Source organism: Desulfoprunum benzoelyticum (assembly GCF_014201505.1).
GTDB classification, from domain to species: domain Bacteria; phylum Desulfobacterota; class Desulfobulbia; order Desulfobulbales; family Desulfocapsaceae; genus Desulfoprunum; species Desulfoprunum benzoelyticum.
This window is the reverse complement of sequence record NZ_JACHEO010000013.1, coordinates 14,263-33,804: the sequence shown is the minus strand read 5'-3', so window position 1 is coordinate 33,804 and position 19,542 is coordinate 14,263. Positions and strand designations below refer to the sequence as shown.

The window sequence follows — 19,542 nt, the reverse complement described above, 5'->3', positions numbered from 1 at the left end:
GCAGGTCGTATTAAGGCATGTAGGTGGGGAGTATGGTTCAATAATACCCACTTTAGTCTGTCAAGAATTGCATTGTGGGGTTAAAATGGGCAGTTTATGGACCGTTAAGAATTCGCTTTCATTAGGAAGCTCAACCTATTCCATAATCTTTGAGTTTCTTGTGAAGGGTTTTGCGGTTGATTGCGAGCCTGCGTGCGGTTTCGCTTTTATTCCCGCCACTGTCATTAAGTGTGGCCAAAATGGCCTCCTTTTCAACTTCTTCCAGGGGGCGATTGGCTGCAACCGGTGGGGGCGGAGCCACCCATTCGCTTTTTTCGGCATAACTTGAGGTGATGGTGACAGGCAGCTCTTTCTCTGTGATGTGTTCATCCGGCAGGAGAATCACGGCGCGTTCAATGACGTTTTCAAGTTCCCTGACATTGCCGGGCCAGGCGTATTTGAGTAGCATATCCATTGCCAGCGGAGAAAAGCCTTTGACCTGCTTGTGATTTTTTTTCGCGTACTTCTCCAAGAAATGCTGGGCGAGTAAAGGAGTATCATCTTGACGCTCGCGTAGCGGCGGGATACGAAGCGTGACGACGTTCAGTCTATAGAAAAGGTCTTCACGGAATTTTCCGTTTTTCACATCCTCCTCCAGGTTTCGGTTGGTCGCGGCAAGAATCCGCACATCCACGCTCAACGTTTCTTCCCCGCCGACCCGCTGGATTTCCCGCTCTTGAATGACCCGCAGCAGCTTGGCCTGCATCGCGGCGGAGGTTTCGCCGATCTCATCCAGAAAAATGGTTCCCTTGTCAGCCTGCTTGAATCTGCCTTCGCGGCGTTTATCGGCACCGGTAAACGCACCTTTTTCATGGCCGAACAGCTCCGACTCCAGCAATGTCTCGGTAAGTGCCGCGCAATTGACCACCACCAGGGCGCGATCCTTGCGCTGGCTGTTGTGATGGATGGATTTGGCGATCAGCTCTTTGCCGGTCCCGCTTTCCCCGGTGATCAGCACGGTTGCCTCCGAAGGCGCAACCATGGACATCATGTCGACCAGTTCCTTCATCGGCCGGCTTCTTCCGATGATATTTTCCAGCTCGTAATCTGCGCTCATCTTTGATTTTAAGGTTGCATTTTCCGCCTTGAGGCCGGAATGCTCCAAAGCACGCGCTAGGCTGATTTTGAGCACTTCAAAGTCCAGGGGTTTGGTCAAATAATCGTAAGCCCCGGATTTTAAGGCCTCTACCGCCGAATCAACCGAAGAGTATGCGGTCATGATGAGAATCGGGATGGCCGGATTGTACTGTTTAATTTGCTTCAGGGCCTCGATGCCGCTCATCTGAGCCATGCGCACATCCATCAAGATCAGGGCGAACGGTTTTTCCTTGACACTTTCAACGGCCTTGACCCCGTCGTCGGCCGTGGACACCTGGTAGCCCCAACTTCTGACGATGGTTTGAAGCGTTTTCAAGTGGTTTAGATCGTCGTCGACAATCAGAATGTGAGAAGGGTTTTGTATGGTCATGATAACCTCATTTCGCTGTCCCCAAGCGGCAGGGCAATCGAGAACACGGTGCCCTGACCAATGGTGCTTCGAACTTTGATTTGCCCCTGGTGGGCTTCGATAATCTTGTGCACAATCGCCAAGCCCAAGCCGGTGCCTTTTGGTTTGGTGGTAAAATAGGGGTCGAATATCTTGCTGAGATCTTCTGCGGATATCCCCGAGCCGTTATCCTTGATGTCAATTGCAACGTTCCCGTTTGCGCCTGTGGAGCTGGAAACGGTCAACCGGCCGCCGCTTTCCATGGCTTGCAAGGCATTCAGAAACAGATTCAAAAAGCACTGGGTCAGACGATCCGGATCGACATCGGCCTCAATGGATTCGGATGTAAGATTGAGTTGAATATCGACTTTTTTCGCCGCTGCTTCCTGCTCGACCAGCCGGGTTGAATGTTTCAGCAGTTCATTCATATCGGATAGCTTCCTGTTTAATTTCGTCGGCCTGGCGAACTCCAGCAGCTCGCTGATGACTCGGCTGAGGCGATCCACCTCCTCGATCATGACCCCGGCCATCTCTTTGTCCTCGCTGCCGTCCTCGAACTTGCTCTTGTAGTAGGAAGCGATGCCTTTGATGGAACTCAACGGGTTTCGGATTTCATGGGCCACGCCGGCGGCGAGACCGCCTATTGCCGCCAGCTTTTCCTTGCGGCGGATTTCATCCTGAAGGCGGCGAACCTCCCCAAGATCTCGGATGATCAGAACCTGCCCGACAAACTGACCTTCTTCGTTGATAATTTTCGAGGCGCTGATGCTCACCGGGACAATCTTGTTTTCGGTGAACTCACATTCCATTTCCTTTTCGTTTATCGACTCCCCAAGATCCAGGGATTCCTTCAACCCACATAAATGCCTTGGCAGAACGCTGTCGGGTTCTTTCCCCCGCGCCTGGGCCAAATCAAGCCCGGTGATCCGCTCGGCGGCGCTGTTGTAAAATGCGATTTTCCCGTCTTTGTCCGTGGCAATCAACCCCACGGGAAGGCTGGTTACAACTTGGTCCTTAATGGCGCTGGTGTCCTGAAGTGATTTTTTAGCCGAGCGGTATCCTTGCATCCAGAACATCGAAATAAAGCCGGCCAGCCCCAGTAAAATCAAAACACCTGATATGATGGCCGTGTTGCGGATGTCCTCTTTACGCCCTTCTTCAAATGGTTGAGGGTCCAAACCAACCAGTATGATTTGGTCGCTGTCGCCGCTTGAGGTAGGAAAGCACCAGTCGTTATCGGACCCCATCATCATGCCGCGCCCTCGCATCATTTGGCGCATACGGTCGCCCATCCAAGTGTCCTGATGAGAGATCGGTCGAAAATGCCGGTACACCTCAAAAGCGCTCCGCTGTTCATCGATGCGCTTATACCGCCAGTTGATTTCCTCTGGTTGATCAAGTCCTTTTTCGGGAAAACCGCTGTTCATTTGGGTGCCGATCAATCCGCGATTGCTGCTGGCCAGAACCAGGCCCTCGCCACTTGCCACTGTAATATAGAGGACATCCGAGAGCTGGGCGGTTTCCTCGATCAACGACTGGACCTGCTGTCCGCCCCACATCATCCCCATCATTCCCGTACGGGCTCCGGCTTCCACCGCCTTGATGATGGCAGCCCCTTTTTCACTTAAAATTCGGGACATGTATTTTTTTTCGCGGCTGTAGTTCTGATATGCCAGGACCACCACGACGATCAGCAGGATTCCCACCGATCCGATGATGATCCAGGGTGATGTGTGAAGCCTCGTCCGATTTCGATGAATTGTTTTTGTATTCATAGCGCCCTCAAATTTCTGTTGTCTAAGTATTATAAACCCGATTGGGTATTATGGCAACACCTCAATCGTGCCTTGATAGCAAGATGGGTAATAAAGCCACAGGTCGTACACCCGTCGGTTTTGGCGGATGCTCGGCAGCATAGTTAATTTATGCTTTAATAACAAATTGTTCCATATATCTAAAGGTTGCTGGCACGCAATTTGATAATCAACTTTAGCAACGGCGACCATGGTGCCATGGGCATTCACTTTCAGTTGAAAACCAACACGACGGAGGTAAAAAAATCATGAAAAGGACGATTCTCATTGTTGCGGCGACGGCGCTCATCGCGTTCACCGGAACCCAGGCATTCGCCTGTTATTGGGACGGGTACTGGGGCGGCCCCATGGGTGGGCCGACGGCGGGTTATTACGGCGACAATTATCAGGGGTTTTACGATCAAACCGTCCAGCTCAGGCAGAACCTTGCCGCCAAACAGGGTGAGTACAACGCTCTGCTGGCAACTTCCAACCCCGATCCGAAGCGAACGGCGGGGTTGAACCGTGAAATAGCCGTCTTGCACGATCAACTCCGCGCCCAAGCCCGTTCCTTCAACCTGCCGCCTGCCAATGCCGGGTACCACGGCCGCATGGGCGGATACGGATGGTGCTGGTAACACCAATTAAACCGATGAGACGGTCGGACCGTAGCTGGCTGTCTCATCATTAAACCTGTAAGGAGATTTGATCATGTGGGGCTGTGATTATGCACCGCTGTCGGGAGGCTGGTGGGGAGGCTTTTTCCCAGGTAGTTTATTGTCCCTGCTGATATGGGGCTTGGTTCTTTTCTTGATTGTTTATGTCGTACTTCGTATCTTCAGGTCGCAGACCCAAGCCTCGCAGGGACCGTTTCGGGATCGATCCGACTCCGAGGCGATTTTGAAGGCGCGATTCGCCAAGGGGGAAATTTCGCGGGAAGAGTTTGTCAAAATGAGGCAAATCCTCTCCCAGCCATAAACGTGATCCTTCACTGCGAAGCTCGAAAGGAAGTGTCGCCATGCAATCAAAAAACGTTAATCAAAAAAGCAAGACCGAAAAATCGACTGATGAAGAAACAATAGAGGATGGGCAAGATCCCCTGGCGAGATATTTTGACGGCATGGGAACTGCCACTGCCAGAATCATCATCAATCGGCATCTTGACGACGATCAATGGGAAAAATACGGCCTGAAAGATCTGAAAAACACCGGCCGATATTACATTGCCCGGCTTGTTGAAAAGGATGGCATCGTCATTGATGAGGTCTTGATCGACAAACAGTCCGGAACGATTCAGTCGCTGAGAGGGCGAATCGGTGCCGGGGGATTAAAACGATAATGGAACTGAAAGCGCATGATATGACAGCGACTTGTAAAACCACGCTCAAGGTCGGCGATGTCCTCAACAACAAATGGGTAATCCTCGGCTTTATTGGCAAGGGCGGAATGGGCGAGGTTTATCGAGCGCACCAGAGCAACCTGAATCGTGACGTAGCGATCAAGGTCGTTTCACGGGAATGGCTTGAATCCATTGACGAGGGCGACGAAGAGGCCGAAACCCTGGTCCAGCGTTTCAGACGGGAAGTCCAGGCCATGGCCCAGATTCGGCATCCGAATATTTTACAGGTTTACGATCACGATGCCATTACCGTAAAAAAATGTGATCAAGACGCATCCATAGAGTACATCGCCATGGAATATATTCCAGGCGGGTCTCTTAGAGACACCATGTCAGAGGAAGGCTTCTATCCGGAGGAGGATCTTTTCATAGCATGGGTACAACGGTATTTTCTACCGGTACTGACAGGTGTAATGGCGCTGCACGACAATGGCATTGTGCACCGCGATCTTAAGCCGGAAAATATCCTCATGGACCAGGACACGCCCAAAATCGCCGATTTCGGTCTGGCGCGTTCGAGCCGGTTGAAACCGGTTACCCAGTCCATGGACGTGAAAGGCTCGCCGCATTACATGTCTCCGGAGCATTTTTTCGATTTCAAAAGGGCTGACCAACGCGCGGATGTCTATTCCCTGGGAAAAATACTCTTTGAAGCCGTTGACGGCAAAATCAAGTCTGGAACGCCGTTTAAAAGTGCAAAGCTGGCCAAAACCGAATCGCCATTTTTTGAAGAGTTGAATCGAATCATTCACATGGCTACGGCCGAGAGCAGAGACGAGCGAACCGAATCCGTCCGGGACTTGCTCGGACAGCTTGAACGCGTGATCCACGGGTTGGCATCCGATAAAGCGGATGCGAAATCTCCTCGGCAACGATCAGCCTCCCTATTTACGAAACCGAGATGGATATGGACAGGTATCATTGTCGCCGTGCTGTCGGTCATGTCGATGGCCGTCTGGCATTTTATTGGTGAACCCGGATTGGGTCCACCGAAGGGTAGTCTTTCGACATCCCCCAGCCAGCACCAAACCCAGACGGTCCCTGGTAACGAGACCACCGCAAGACAGGCGGACGCCGAAAAGGATTCCTTCGCGTCTGAGCACCTTGGAAAGCAGCACCTCATCCAAGGGGGACCATTTTCGATCCCTGCGGTATTGGATGGGAGCAGCGATCAATCGATCCAGGTCGAGCCATTTTACATGGACGAGTTCTTCGTTACCAACCAGCAGTTCGTCGATTTTCTGAATCACAACCTTGAACAGATCAGCATAGAAAGTGGTGTGGTGAAAGGCAGTGGTGCAAACTGGTTCTTGTTGGGAGAGGTGCGCGCGGGATACGAGCCGATTGTCTACCGAAACAGCGAATTCCATGTCAGTGATCCGGCCTATGCTTCCAGTCCTGCTCTGCGCGTTACCGGTTATGGCGCTTCGGCCTTTGCAAACTACTTCGGCAGACGATTGCCGACGGAGGTGGAAATGTTTTTTGCAATGATCAAGGGCGAGGACAGCTCGGAAGTGAATGCAGAACCCTCAGCGGAAGTGAATACCCAGCCGATGGGGGGCATGATGCGTATGATGGGAGACTGGCAGGCCGAAACGGAAAACTGGAGTAGCGTTTCTCCTGAGCCGAGTCCGAGCGCCAAAGACCAAGCTGAACCAAAGCGTTCCGATTTTCTGTTATCAGCCGCATCTTTTTCTCCGAACCTGTTGGGCATAAAGGGGCTCAACCATGAGATCGGCGAATGGGTTTATACAGAGGGACTGGTCCAGCCATCGGCGAACGCCTCGACAACAAATCGCTATGCGGTTATCGGTGGCGTTGAGGGGGCTCCGAAGGATAAAAATTCTTTACCCGCGGTCGTTGTGCGTTTCCCCTGGGAAGGATTCGAGGAGATTGGTTTTAGAACTGTAAAGAGCACCGCTGTCGACAATTCGGCGGAATGAGCGAGAAGGCAAGGACAATGAGAATAGCGGTGATATCTGACATTCATGGCAACCTGGAGGCACTTGTCCGCTGCCTGGATGATATCGAGCGATCAGGTGTCGACCAAATTGTCAACTTGGGAGACGCCGTCGGGTATGGTCCACAACCGGAAGAGGTCCTGGTCCTGTTGGAAAAAATGGACATCCCCAATATACTTGGCAATCACGAGATGGCTGTGATCAATAGGGATTATCGCAGCGATTTCTCACCGCAGGCAATTATATCATTGGAGCAGACCCTGAAATATCTCACATCTGCATCTTTGCTCTATATTAAAAACCTTCCGTATTATCGGGAAATGATTGGCGCGCTGATGGTACACGGCTGTCCGCCCGATTTGCCGACAATCTACCTGAACCATATGAGTTTTTCAGAGATTAAAGAAACCTTTGCATCCAACAGTTTCGATATCGCCTTTGCCGGACACACCCACCGCCTGATGCTCATGGGTTATGATGGAAAGGATCTTCAATTCGATCCATTGCAGCAGGAAACAATTAAACTCGAACCGGATTATCGGTATATCGTCAATGTCGGTGCCGTCGGACAGCCCAGGGATGGTGATCCGCGTGCAAAATATGCGATTTGGGACAGTCATCGCAACACCCTCGAGATAAGGCGGGTGGCGTATGATATATCTCGAACGGCCAACTTAATCATTAAGCGCGGTTTTCTCCGAAGGGATGCCGATAGGCTTTTTTCTGGAGATTGCCCCAAACAAAATAAGCTCACTCGAGCGGTGGGAAACGACCGATAGCCGAGGAGAGTCGCAATATGGAAACCGTTCAGGAAAAGAGATTTCGCGTTCAAAATCTTGACTGCGCCGCCTGCGCGGCCAAGATAGAGAGGGAACTGCAGAATACCGAAGGAGTTGAAGCGGCGGTTGTTGATTTTGCCAATCTCACCCTGCACTTGAGGGCGGCCGATATCTCGAAGGCTCTGGCAGCGGTTGCGCGCATTGAACCCGACGTCAAGATCGAGTCCACCCTGCAGGGCTCGAAAGCGGATGACCATGAATCAACGGAGGCGGGCAATTTTCGAAAGCAAGTCGGAATCATCGTCATCGCTGGTATTATCTTCGCAATTCACCTGTTTTTTGAAGACCAATTGCACCAGCGGCCGTGGGCGTGGGTGGAATATCCCATCGTGATTGCCGCTTACCTGCTGGCCGGCTGGAGCGTTTTAATCGGTGCGCTGCGAACGCTGCGGCGAGGACAGTTTTTTGATGAGAATGTGCTTATGGTCATCGCCACGACCGGTGCCATGGCCATACACGCTCTGTCCGAGGCAGTCGGTGTGATGCTGTTTTTCAAGGTAGGTGAACTGCTGCAGGACATGGCGGTTTCCAAATCACGGCGTTCGGTTCGCGGACTGCTGGCTGCCCGGCCGAACCGGGCCTTGCTTAAGACTGAGGGCGGTCTGAAGGAAACCACTCCCGAAAAGGTCAAGGTGGGCGAAATCATCCTGGTCAAGCCCGGCGAGAAAGTTGCTTTGGACGGTACGGTGATTGAAGGAGTCTCGCAGGTGGACACCTCGCCTTTGACCGGCGAACCGGTTCCGGTTCAAACGCGCCCGGGCGATACCGTCTTGGCCGGTAGCATCAATGCGGCATCGGCGCTGACGGTTCGGGTCACAAAACCTTTTGAAGCATCGTCGATTGCACGGGTATTAGAGTTGGTGGAAAGCGCGGCCGCGCGTAAGGCCGCCACTGAAAAGTTTATCACCACCTTTGCCCGTTATTATACGCCGGTTGTGGTGGCCATTGCGGCGGCTATCGCCCTGGTTCCGCCTCTGCTCATAAATGACGCCCAATTCTCGACCTGGATCTATCGCGCCTTGGTGTTGCTGGTGATCTCGTGCCCCTGTGCCCTGGTGGTCAGCATCCCCTTGGGTTATTTCGGTGGAATCGGCCGGGCCTCGCGCAGTGGAATCCTGATCAAGGGATCAATGTTCATCGATGCCCTTTCAAAAGTCAAAACAGTGGTTTTTGACAAGACCGGCACTTTGACACGCGGCGTTTTTACGGTGGATCGGGTCGTTACCGACAATGGATTTTCCTCTGATCAGTTGCTGCAAATGGCCGCGGCGGTGGAACTGCACTCGGATCATCCCATTGGCAAATCCATTGTAGAGGCGATGAAGAGCAAAGGGCTCACCATCGATGAATCGCTAGTGAGCGACCACGTCGCAATTCCTGGGAAGGGGGTCAAGGCTGTCTTTGACGGGAAAAGCATTGCTGTCGGCAACGACGCGCTTTTGCATGAAAGACAAATCGACCATGGCCAATGTGACTTTGACAGCACCGTTGCCCACGTAGTGGTGGATGATCAATACGCTGGTTACATCTTAATCGGTGACCAACTTAAACCGGATGCCAAACTGGCAGTGGAGCGGCTGCGATCAGATGGAGTTTCGAAACTTGTGATGTTGACGGGCGACAACGCATGCGCCGCTGCAAGCGTTGCCAAGGCTCTCAATCTGGATCAATTCTATGCCGAATTGCTGCCGGAAGACAAGGTCCGCATTTTCGAACAAATCCTCGCGGAAACCAAAGAAGACGGAAAGGTCGCCTTTGTGGGAGATGGTATCAACGATGCGCCGGTCTTGGCCCGGGCTGATGTGGGGGTGGCCATGGGTGCCCTCGGTTCGGACGCCGCCATCGAAACCGCGGATGTGGTGCTTATGACTGATGCACCCGCAAAAATGGCCGAAGCGGTCAGTCTCGCCAAACATACCCGTCGAATCGTTTGGCAAAATATCGCGTTGGCATTTTCCGTTAAAGGCGTATTTATTTTTTTAGGCGTTGTAGGGATGGCAACCATGTGGGAAGCTGTATTTGCTGATATGGGCACCGCCTTGCTGGCGCTGCTCAATGCCACCCGGGCATTGCGCGAAAGCTATGATTGATGGCGATACGGACGAAATGATGAAGATTACTTCGCGCCAAATTCCTCAGAAAGATTTGATATGGCCATGAGCATTGTCACAACCACCTCTCTGTTTGTTGCTACTGCTTTTTTCGAAATAACCGGGTGTTATCTTCCATACCTATGGCTGCGTGAAAACAGGTCTGCTTGGCTCCTGATCCCAGCGGGTGCAAGCCTCGCGCTGTTCGCTTGGCTGCTCTCCCTGCACCCGACGGCAGCGGGGCGGGTCTATGCAGCTTACGGGGGCGTGTACGTCTCTGTCGCCTTGGTATGGCTGTGGCTGGTGGATGGAGTTCGACCTCATGTCTGGGATCTTGTCGGTGTGGCCGTGACGCTGCTCGGTATGAGCATCATCATGTTCGCGCCCCGGGGTGGATGACCGATGCCGAAAGCCCAATTCGATTTCGTTTTGGGAACCGAACCGGCGTCCGAAAACCGGATTCGAAGTTGTTGCGGCTCGACGCCAGGTATCGGGTTTTACTGCAAACCCGTCACCCTCGTCCGGTGCCGGGAAATCAGGGGAGAAAATCGTTTCTCTGGTCGGGTTGGCGGGAAGTGGTTGTGCGAGATGATTTCGGCGTTTATTATCAAGGAGTTACGAGGAGCGTGGGCTTTGAGACTGTTTTGCGGTAGGTCGACGCACCCTCCACCAATTTATTGATTATTTGCAGGAGAATGTCGGATTCTCCTCGCAGAGAGCCCATCTTTATCCACTTTTGTTATCCACACATGACAAAAGAATGGAGTAAATGATGGGCTTTCTTGTTTCTGCTTCACGATCCTACCTCTACCAGACTCCTTCCGGGTACATCTTCCGATTGAAAGTTCCACGTGACCTGCGTCCCCTTGTCGGTCAGGGCGAGTTCAGGTATTCTCTCCGTGCTGGCGCACTGCACTACGAGTGGCGAAGCATCGGGCACGGTGCATTGCATCGTTCATTCACGAACAGTTTTACAGGGCACGAGCGGGTATGACCGATTGTACATCGAAGAAGATCAAACAGAAGGTGAAGGACCATGTTCGGGAGGTTCTTGGTAGCGATGAGGGCAGCATCGGTATTGTAACCGAGGCTGCTCCTGTGGGCACAGTCGTCAATGGCAGGTTCTGTTCTCGTTGGCTCGACAACGCTGGATGGCGTGACGTTCCTGGAATCGTCAAACATGAAGGCCGATGAGGCACGGGCGATCTTCCAGTCGTTTGTTTGATGGCTACGTCAGGCCGATCATTCTCTCATACATCCCCTGACCGAGAAATACCTTGCCCAGGAAGGTGTTGAAATCGACCCGGAGAGTGATACCTACAGGACTCCCAGCAGGGAACTGCTCAAGGCATTCCTGTATCTCCCACTCACTGGTCTCAATCGTGATAATGCTTGCTTTCTTTATGACAGGGGTTTTATTTTAATAAACTAGATAATCTTAAAATAACGTCCTTTCTTATTTTACATTTCCAGGTGGTACCATGCGGCGAGACCTCCAAGGAAGGTATGTGACCATATCGACGGTCGGGGAGAAGGTTCAGGCTTTCATCCCTGCTCCACTGCCCCCGTCACCACCCATCGACTGGACTCCTGAACTGCGTAAAAAGTTCGATGAGGCTCTGCTGGCACTGGGGCGGCTTGACAGCGTGTCGACCCTGCTGCCTGACACATCTTTATTTTTATACATGTATGTGCGCAAGGAGGCAGTACTTTCCTCGATGATCGAGGGAACGCAGTCCTCGCTGTCGGATCTTATGCTCTACGAACTTGATCTTGAGCCTGGCGTTCCGTTGGATGATGTGCGGGAAGTCAGCAATTATGTTGCTGCTCTCGATCATGGCCTCCGCCGTCTGGCAGAGGGTATGCCCTTGTCGCTCCGCCTGCTTCGGGAAATTCACGGTGTTCTGCTGGCAAAGGGTAGAGGGAGCAGCCAATCTCCCGGCGAGTTTCGACGAACCCAGAACTGGATTGGCGGTAGCCGCCCAGGCAATGCTGCCTTTGTTCCTCCGCCACCAGATGAAGTGCGGGAATGCATGGGTAAACTCGAACTCTTTCTGCACGATCACCCTGAAACAACTTCGGTTCTTCTCAAAGTAGCACTGGTTCATGTGCAGTTTGAAACGATTCATCCGTTTCTTGACGGAAATGGGCGTCTCGGTCGTCTCCTGATTACCCTCCTGTTGTGTGACGAAAAGGTACTGCGGGAACCGATGCTCTATCTGAGTCTGTATTTCAAGACCCATCGGCAATACTACTATGAACTGCTCAATAGGGTGCGGATCACTGGCGACTGGGAGGCTTGGCTCGATTTCTTCGCCGAGGCAGTGATAGCCACCGCAAGCCAGGCAGTGGAGACCGCGCAGCTGCTTCTGGATCGGTCACATCGGGATCATGACCGCATACGTGCTTTGGGAAGGGTGGCCGCATCGATCCTTCAGGTCCATCGGGCCTTGATGGAGCGTCCTCTTGTCACTTCCAACTGGTTGGCGGAAAAAACTGGGCTCGCCCCTGCTACGGTCAACAAGGCATTGGGGTATTTGGAGAGGCTTGATATCGTCAAGGAGCTTACTGCCAGAAAACGCAATCGGCTGTTCAGTTACACGGAATATATCGGAATCATGGAGAAGGGAACAGAGTTGCCGGAGAAGCAGATTTGAATAATTCATGACTGTTGTTGCTCGGTTGGGGGAGCTATGGAAGGGTACGAAGCAGCTTGAAAAGCAGCCACACAGTATTCAAGTGATCGCCGAGAAGCGGTAAAAGTGTATGCTGCTCTGACTGATCGAGCATCACAGATTATATCAGAAAAGGGATACAATTCCTTATCCTTATGGGAAGAGATGTCCCTGCTACTTCCGGCTTATCGTCATCCAATGGCGAGTTACGCGGGTGAGTATCAAACCTTTGTTGATCTTGACTGCATGAGTTTCAATGGAACAGCATACTCATACCCATTTTTTCTTGGTCGTTTGCAACAGTGAAATATAGATGATGACCTGTTGGCCGAGATCAAGGCATACCTGAAATGATCATGATCATAGCCCAGAATTTTATAAGCTTCTCGACTCTGTCATCCCGGGCTGGGAGAAGATACAACACAAACTTGAACTCAGCATGGTTTAGGAGAACATGAGAAATGAACGAACGATTTTATCTTCTGAAAATACAGCTGCTTGACATCGAACCAGCAAGCTGGCGGCGTTTTGTTGTGCCTGCCAGCATCACGCTGGACCGGCTGCACGACGTCATCCAGATTGTCATGGGTTGGACCGACAGCCATCTTCACGAGTTCACCATCGGGAATAAACGATACACGGAATATCCGGAATCAAAGGAAGATGGGTTGCCATGTGGCAGGTATCGTCTCGGGGATCTGATCAAAAAGAAAGGCCGTACCTTCCAATATCTGTATGATTTCGGAGACGGCTGGGAGCATGAACTAGTTCTTGAGGAAAGCCGCTATTTCAATCCTGAACTGAGAACGGAGCTGGCCTGCCTTGATGGTCAACGAGCCTGCCCGCCGGAAGATGTGGGCGGCGTTCCTGGTTACATTGAATTCTTAAATGCGCTGAAAGACCCGAATCACGAGGAACACGAAAGCTATACGGAATGGTCCGGTGGCAACTTTGACAGTGAGCGATTTGATCCGGAATCGATCAACTGGGAGCTGATGAAATACCTCCGCTGGTCCCGGGACAGGTATCAAAGCTGGGGAAGAGTTGAATGAAGAAGGATAAGGCCAAAGAGATACAGAAACCTCACAAGAAAGAGACGGCCATGGTTCGTTCCTCTGCCGCCGAATATCTGACCTTTGTCGCGGCTGGGGGAGGATCGGAAGCCAGCGTGGAAATGCGCTACGAGGATGAAAACATCTGGCTGACCCAGAAGATGATGGCGACCCTCTACGACGTCTCGGTGCCTGCCATCAACCAGCACCTGAAGCGCATTTTCGCCGACAACGAACTGACGAGGGAGGCAACTGTTAAGCAATACTTAATAGTTCAAACCGAAGGCAACCGCGAAGTTCGGTGCGAGGTTGAACATTACAACCTGCAGGCCACCATCGCCGTCGGCTTCAAGATCGAAAACGAGCGGGCGGTGCAGTTCCGCAAATGGGCCAACCAGATCGTCAAGGATTACACCATCCAGGGCTGGACCATGGATGTGGAACGCCTCAAACGCGGCGGTAACCTGACCCATTGGGAAGGCGCTCCCCACGGGAAAATCCATCGATATGATGGCGCCATCGCCAAGAACTATCTCTCCGAGTTCGAGCTGGCGCAGATGCAGCGCATCGTCTCCGCCTACCTCGACATGGCCGAGCTTCAGGCCATGCGCAAAATCCCCATGACCATGGAAGACTGGGAAAAACGGTTGGCGGGCTTCCTCAAACTCTGGGACCGGGAGATTCTGCAGGACGCGGGAACGGTATCGGCAGAGCTGGCCAAAACCCAGGCCGCAAGCGAATACGAAAAATACCGTATCGTGCAGGACCGGTTGTTTGAAAGCGATTTCGATCGGATGGTGAAGCAGATCGAATCAGCCGGAGATGAAAAACCGGAGGAAGAATAGGACGGCTGACTTGGGGTGACTTGAGGAGTGACTTAGGGGGGCTTGCGACAAACTTACGACATGACTTACGACATGCCCCGCCTCACCGATCAAAGTGCCGATTGAGTAACCGATCAAGTAACTTTACGGCTCCGTCTCCAGCAGAAACCGCCAGACCGGCACCACCTGGATGGAGCCAAAACTCAGGGGAATGGTTTCATCGGTACGCCATGTGACGATGGTCCCCTCCGTTGCTGCCAGTTCAACCATGGTTTCGGAGAGGGAGCGGACCTCGCTCTGCTTGACGCGGCATCAGCCAGCGAGGCGCAGACCTGGACCAGCCCTACGGCTCGTTCTTGACCCGGCACTGACGGTAACAACGCGATAAGGTCGACCTCCCGATTTGTCTTGGTTTTGTAGTGCTTGCGTTTGCGGCCAATAAGTTTGCAAATCGGCTGAAACCCTTGCTGCTGTTGGATTGGGGCCGAGTGGTGATTTTCGTCGTGTGTCTACAGATTCCGGCTGTCTTCGGTCAACTGAACGATCTGGGGCGGCGGCTTTATCTTCAATGATTTTAAAGTGTTTTCTGCTTCGGAAGTCACCTCGTTGCGCATGAGCACATGATATTTTAAATCAAAAAATTCTGTGATCTGGATCGTCTCCAGTGCCCGTTTGATATGCCTGCCACGGCAGGCCACAAGAGATCTCGGCCACCCGCTCGATCTGCAGTGCCAGCACGCAGATCTTGACATGGGTTTCGATCCGCCGGAAAGCCTGCAGCTCGATGGCCTTGAGGACCTTTTTCAGGCCGAGCCTTTCCCAGAACTTCTCGATGACCAAAGGACAGCCCAAGGCCATGGTCTGTCTGATTTTCAGGTCGGTCGGCACACCGATGGCATCGGTCGAGACCGGATTGGATCCCAGCGGATCGTTGATCTGCAGGCCGCAGACGCCCGGCCTCACCCCGGCCACGGTCAACAAGGCACTCGGCCATCTGGAACAGCTCGGCATCGTCAAGGAGTCGACCGCCTGGAAGCGCAACCGCCTGTTCAGCTATGCCGGCTATATCGAGATCATGAGTCGCGGTACGGAGCTGCCGGGCAGGTAGATCGATCCGCTTTCGTCGGTGGGGTCGAGTCGGATGTGCGGACAACCAGGACCAAGGGTGGCGGCGTCGCTTCCGCTTTCCGATTGATTATGCCGCGAACCCGGCATCCTCGTCCCGGGCATGGGAATCGGGCGAGTAAAGGTGGATCCCCGGCGGGACCTTGGGGGCGACGTGGTTTCCAAGGTGAAGCCCTTGTTTTTCAATACGTTGCGAGGTAGTTTGAATCTGGAGTCGGGTTTGCCGCCGTCAATTGTTTGCTGCTGCCGGATTTCCCTGTCGTATACACTTGAATTGCAGGAAATATCACACGTTTTGGGACATGAAGATTCCTGAACACGGCTCGAAGAAATCGCCCGGATCAGCTATTGTGCCCATATTTGAGGATGATCAATGCCGGAACCATATCGCCTGAACGCCGAGAATGTGCTGAAAAATCATGAAACATCGCCGCAGCAGGGTCTGTCGGCGTCCGAGGTGACGCGACGGCTCAGCCAATACGGCCCCAACGAGTTGATCGAAAAGGGGAAAAAAAAGGCCTGGCAGATTCTGTTGGCCCAGGTGCGGGAGGTCATGATCCTGATTCTGCTGGCCGCCGTCGTTATTTCAGTGGCGCTCCAGGAATATATCGACGCCATCGTCATTTTCGTCATTGTGGTGCTCAATACGATTCTCGGGTTCTGGCAGGAATTCAAGGCCGAAAACGCCATGGCGGCCCTCAAGAAAATGACGGTTCCCCATGTGCGGGTGCGGCGTGACGGCGCAGAGCAGCAGATTTCGGCCAGGGACCTGGTGCCGGGCGACATCCTCCTCATCGAAGCCGGGAACATTGTGCCGGCGGATGGCCGACTGATCGCAGCCGCCAATCTCAAGGTTCAGGAAGCGGCCCTGACCGGCGAATCAGAATCGGTGGACAAAGATACCGATGAGCTGCCCGACGGCGAGCTTGCCTTGGCTGACCGTAAGAACATGATTTACAGGGGCACGGTGGTGACCTACGGGCGCGGCGAGTCCGTGGTCACCGGCACCGGCATGCAGACCGAACTGGGCAAGATCGCCATCATGCTTCAGGACGTGGAGGATGAGCAAACCCCGCTGCAGCGGCGGTTGGCGAAACTCGGCCGATCGCTGGCCTTGGCCGCCGGGGTGTTGGTCATCATCGTTGCCGGCTTGAACTATCTGCAGGGCGCGGGCTTGAAGGAAATGTTCATGACGGCCATCAGCATGGCGGTGGCGGCCATCCCCGAAGGCCTGCCGGCTGTCGTCACCATCGCCCTGGCGCTGGGGGCACAGCAGATGTTGAAGAAAAATGCGTTGATCCGGCAGCTTCCGGCCGTGGAAACCCTGGGCGGCGTGACCGTGATCTGTTCCGACAAAACCGGCACCCTGACGCAGAATAAAATGACGGTTTCGGATGTGGTGCTGCCGGATCGCCGCTATTCACTCGATGAAGCGGTGGCCGACCACGGCAAGGACGCCGATCTCGGCCTGCTGTTGCTGGCCGGGACGCTGTGTAACGATGCCGTCATCGACGAACATACACCAGACGGCATCCTCGGCGATCCCACCGAAGGCGCGCTGGTGCTTGCGGCCCAGCAGGCGGGACTGGTGCAGCGCGATCTGCAGGCCATGTTGCCGCGTGTCGGCGAACTGCCCTTTGACTCCGAACGTAAACGGATGTCCACCGTTCACGCCCTGCCGTCGTCTTCCCGGGGGACGGATCTGCACCCTGTTCTTGCCGCCGCCGGGGACCAGGGGTCCGCCGATCACCTGGTGTTGACCAAGGGGGCGATTGACGGCTTGATCGAGGTGTGCGGCCGGATTCTGATAAACGGCGTCGTTCAACCCCTGAGCGACAAGAGAAAAGAGGAGATTGCCGCCGAAAACACCGCACTGGCGAAAAACGGTATGCGGGTGCTTGGTTTTGCCTATCGGTTGATGGGAGTCGACGGGTTGGACCGACCGGAGCACTACGAGCAGGATCTGGTCTTTCTGGGTATGTGCTGCATGCTCGATCCGGTCCGTCCCGAAGCGATTGAATCCGTGCGGCTGTGCAAACAGGCCGGGATTCGCCCGGTCATGATCACCGGCGATCATCCCCTGACGGCTGTCGCCATCGCCAAGGGTTTGGGGCTGACGACCTCCGATGCGGTGCTGACCGGGCAGGATCTCGACAGGATGACCGTCGACGCGCTCAGCGCCCGGATCAAGGAGGTTTCCGTCTTTGCGCGCGTCTCGCCCAAGCACAAGATGATCATCATCGACGCGCTGCAGGCCCAGCATGAGATCGTCTCGATGACGGGCGACGGCGTCAACGATGCGCCGGCGCTGAAATCAGCCGACATCGGAGTGGCGATGGGGATTACGGGGACCGACGTCAGCAAAGAATCCTCCGATATGGTGCTGCTGGATGATAATTTCGCCACCATTGTCGCCGCCGTCGAAGAAGGACGCCGCATCTACGATAACATCCGCAAATTCCTCAGATATATCCTCACCGGCAATGCGGGTGAAATCGTTGTCATGCTCGCCGGCCCGCTGCTGGGGATGCCGCTGCCGCTGCTGCCGATTCAGATTCTATGGATCAATCTGGTGACCGATGGCGTGCCGGCCGTTGCTTTGGGGTTCGAAGAAGCCGAGCGCGACGTGATGCACCGGCCGCCGTACAATCCGCGGGAAGGCATTTTCGCCCGTGGCCTGGGCTGGCAGATTCTCGTCATGGGCCTGATCATCGGCCTGATCTCCGTCGGGACCGGGTACTGGTTCTGGAGCGGAGGAACAGGTTCGAACGCCTGGCAGACCATGGTGTTCACCATGCTGACGTTCTGCCAGATGGCCTACGCGCTGTGTGTACGCAAGCAAACGCAATCGCTGTTTGCCCAATCCTGGCTCGGCAACCCTGTGCTGTTGCTGGCCATTGGCGTCACACTTGCCCTGCAGTTGATCATTATTTATGTCCCGTTTTTCAACACCGTGTTTCGCACCACGCCGCTGCGGCCGGCGGAACTGGGTATCTGCGCCGTCGGGGCCCTGGTCGTTGTACTGATCACGGAATCGAAAAAACTGTTCCTGCGCCGCAGGCAGCATTGAGGATCACCCATGATTCCGCTTTTCTGTGACGTCGGGTTCAATACCCCATTGTCCAGCATGTGATCGAAGGTTCCGCTTCGGGGAGGACGCCCGGATTGAGGCGAATATCGCAACGATCATCTATCATTTGATGGCACTTTCCCCGCCTTCCGAACAACGCCGCATCGTCCCCGCATCGACCGGTTGATGGCCCGTCGCGATGAGTCGGGGCTATTTCCCCTCGATTCTGCTTGACAGATACGAGGCGTGGCAATACATTTACATATAAATTTACATTTATATGTTTATTTTAAACTCCTCACCGACCACGCACAGGATGATAATGGCAGGAGAACAGGCAATGCATGACGGGCAGAAACCAGTTTCCATTCTCGCACGTGCTACGGGCGCGACCCTTGATATAGAATTTCAATCAGTGGCCTTTCTGGCCAAGAGTCTGGCCGATGAAAACCGACTCCGAATCCTCCTCTGCATCAGCCAGGGAAAGAAGGCGGTGGGGAGTATTGTCGAAGAGCTTGGACTCTCGCAACCCCTCGTCTCCCATCATCTCAAAGAGTTGAAACGGTCGTTGCTGGTGACAATCGAGCGCAGCGGTCCTTTCATTTATTACGAGCTCTCCGATCCAGCCATTCTCGAGGCGCTACGGGATCTGAATGCGGTAGCAGCAAATCTATTGGCAACCCGAACAACATTTTAACAGATTGTGCAGGAGGTGATTGGCTTCTCATGAACGAAATAGAAAAAATATTCAGCAAGTTGGATCCTGAAGATGCGGCGAATCAGACCGCGGTCGCGCTCAGACAACTTCTGCCGCTGCTCGGCGAGGAAGGCCGGACCCGGTTCATCATGAATCTTCTTGGAGAAACCGGGCAGGACAAGATCTCCAGCATGGTCCATCTCTGACTTGCCGAGTGCATGGGCGAAGGTGTCGACCCAACCCAGATGTGCCAGACCCTCGTGGACAAGGTTGCTCAATCCAGACAACTGATGGCCATAACCGACCCCGATCTGCTGGTGCTGTTCGAAGACTGGTTTGAGGAGCTCGAAGATGAGATCACCGCTTTGAACAGTACATATGGCCCCCTCAGTGCGGATGAACTGGCAAAGAGAGTCGGCCTCTCCTTGAGGGGCGCGACATTCCTTCTGTCAAAGCTGGATCGCGAGAAAAAGCTGTGAATGGTGAGTAGCA

Annotated in this window: 18 protein-coding genes and 1 pseudogene; 15 read left to right on the top strand and 4 right to left on the bottom strand. The window is 53.7% G+C overall.

Translation table 11 applies throughout. From position 1 onward, the window contains the following. Nucleotides 1–130 precede the first annotated feature (130 nt). Nucleotides 131–1,507: a sigma-54-dependent transcriptional regulator gene (locus HNQ81_RS11335; protein WP_183351423.1), complete on the bottom strand. Its 1,377-nt coding sequence runs from the start codon at nt 1,505–1,507 to the stop codon at nt 131–133. Then, entirely contained in the window at nt 1,504–3,300 is a 1,797-nt protein-coding gene (locus tag HNQ81_RS11330) for an ATP-binding protein (protein ID WP_183351422.1), read from the bottom strand. The genes HNQ81_RS11335 and HNQ81_RS11330 overlap by 4 nt, the downstream gene beginning before the upstream one ends. A gap of 287 nt (nt 3,301–3,587) precedes the next feature. On the opposite strand from HNQ81_RS11330, the gene HNQ81_RS11325 reads away from it, so the two are divergent. From HNQ81_RS11325 to rhuM, 11 genes are all read left to right on the top strand, one after another. Continuing rightward, nucleotides 3,588–3,956, top strand: coding sequence for a hypothetical protein (locus tag HNQ81_RS11325; RefSeq protein WP_183351421.1), 369 nt, complete (start codon nt 3,588–3,590; stop codon nt 3,954–3,956). A 73-nt stretch (nt 3,957–4,029) separates the two neighbouring features. Further along, on the top strand, nt 4,030–4,296 hold the full coding sequence (locus HNQ81_RS18145; protein WP_183351420.1) for an SHOCT domain-containing protein: 267 nt from the start codon (nt 4,030–4,032) through the stop codon (nt 4,294–4,296). A gap of 40 nt (nt 4,297–4,336) precedes the next feature. Continuing rightward, the gene (locus HNQ81_RS11315; RefSeq protein ID WP_183351419.1) at nt 4,337–4,657 is read left to right on the top strand and encodes a hypothetical protein; all 321 of its coding nucleotides are present in this window, start codon (nt 4,337–4,339) and stop codon (nt 4,655–4,657) included. Then, nucleotides 4,657–6,660: a bifunctional serine/threonine-protein kinase/formylglycine-generating enzyme family protein gene (locus HNQ81_RS11310; RefSeq protein ID WP_183351418.1), complete on the top strand. Its 2,004-nt coding sequence runs from the start codon at nt 4,657–4,659 to the stop codon at nt 6,658–6,660. The genes HNQ81_RS11315 and HNQ81_RS11310 overlap by 1 nt, the downstream gene beginning before the upstream one ends. Beyond that, nucleotides 6,657–7,457, top strand: coding sequence for a metallophosphoesterase family protein (locus HNQ81_RS11305; RefSeq protein ID WP_183351417.1), 801 nt, complete (start codon nt 6,657–6,659; stop codon nt 7,455–7,457). The genes HNQ81_RS11310 and HNQ81_RS11305 overlap by 4 nt, the downstream gene beginning before the upstream one ends. A gap of 17 nt (nt 7,458–7,474) precedes the next feature. Further along, nucleotides 7,475–9,607 carry a heavy metal translocating P-type ATPase gene (locus tag HNQ81_RS11300; protein ID WP_183351416.1) on the top strand — a complete coding sequence of 711 codons (2,133 nt, stop codon included), beginning with the start codon at nt 7,475–7,477 and terminating at the stop codon, nt 9,605–9,607. A 66-nt stretch (nt 9,608–9,673) separates the two neighbouring features. Beyond that, nucleotides 9,674–10,006 (top strand): YnfA family protein, encoded by a 333-nt coding sequence (locus HNQ81_RS11295; RefSeq protein ID WP_183351415.1) that lies wholly within the window; start codon nt 9,674–9,676, stop codon nt 10,004–10,006. 370 nt (nt 10,007–10,376) lie between these two features. Further along, on the top strand, nt 10,377–10,601 hold the full coding sequence (locus HNQ81_RS18140) for a DUF6538 domain-containing protein (protein ID WP_353740489.1): 225 nt from the start codon (nt 10,377–10,379) through the stop codon (nt 10,599–10,601). Between the two features lie 487 nt (nt 10,602–11,088). Beyond that, nucleotides 11,089–12,264: a Fic family protein gene (locus HNQ81_RS11290; RefSeq protein ID WP_183351414.1), complete on the top strand. Its 1,176-nt coding sequence runs from the start codon at nt 11,089–11,091 to the stop codon at nt 12,262–12,264. Nucleotides 12,265–12,743: 479 nt separating this feature from the next. After that, nucleotides 12,744–13,334, top strand: a complete 591-nt coding sequence (locus tag HNQ81_RS11280) for a plasmid pRiA4b ORF-3 family protein (RefSeq protein WP_183351413.1) — start codon at nt 12,744–12,746, stop codon at nt 13,332–13,334. Then, nucleotides 13,331–14,179: a RhuM family protein gene (rhuM, locus tag HNQ81_RS11275; protein WP_183351412.1), complete on the top strand. Its 849-nt coding sequence runs from the start codon at nt 13,331–13,333 to the stop codon at nt 14,177–14,179. The genes HNQ81_RS11280 and rhuM overlap by 4 nt, the downstream gene beginning before the upstream one ends. A gap of 123 nt (nt 14,180–14,302) precedes the next feature. Here rhuM and HNQ81_RS17840 read toward each other — a convergent pair whose 3' ends face one another. Both HNQ81_RS17840 and HNQ81_RS11265 read right to left on the bottom strand, forming a co-directional pair. Further along, a complete protein-coding gene (locus HNQ81_RS17840) occupies nt 14,303–14,428 on the bottom strand; it encodes a hypothetical protein (protein ID WP_275888810.1) in 126 nt (41 codons plus the stop codon). Nucleotides 14,429–14,791: 363 nt separating this feature from the next. Next, on the bottom strand, nt 14,792–15,016 hold the full coding sequence (locus HNQ81_RS11265; RefSeq protein ID WP_183351411.1) for a hypothetical protein: 225 nt from the start codon (nt 15,014–15,016) through the stop codon (nt 14,792–14,794). Nucleotides 15,017–15,113: 97 nt separating this feature from the next. On the opposite strand from HNQ81_RS11265, the pseudogene HNQ81_RS11260 reads away from it, so the two are divergent. The 4 genes and pseudogenes from HNQ81_RS11260 to tsoA all read left to right on the top strand — a co-directional run. Beyond that, nucleotides 15,114–15,266, top strand: a pseudogene (locus HNQ81_RS11260) (Fic family protein); the annotation flags it as partial. 390 nt (nt 15,267–15,656) lie between these two features. Beyond that, nucleotides 15,657–18,353: a cation-translocating P-type ATPase gene (locus tag HNQ81_RS11255; protein ID WP_183351410.1), complete on the top strand. Its 2,697-nt coding sequence runs from the start codon at nt 15,657–15,659 to the stop codon at nt 18,351–18,353. 340 nt (nt 18,354–18,693) lie between these two features. Beyond that, nucleotides 18,694–19,050 carry an ArsR/SmtB-type metalloregulator TsoR gene (gene tsoR, locus HNQ81_RS11250; RefSeq protein ID WP_183351409.1) on the top strand — a complete coding sequence of 119 codons (357 nt, stop codon included), beginning with the start codon at nt 18,694–18,696 and terminating at the stop codon, nt 19,048–19,050. 29 nt (nt 19,051–19,079) lie between these two features. Continuing rightward, nucleotides 19,080–19,529: an LULAXC motif selenoprotein TsoA gene (gene tsoA / locus HNQ81_RS17940; protein WP_337833447.1), complete on the top strand. Its 450-nt coding sequence runs from the start codon at nt 19,080–19,082 to the stop codon at nt 19,527–19,529. Nucleotides 19,530–19,542: the final 13 nt, after the last annotated feature.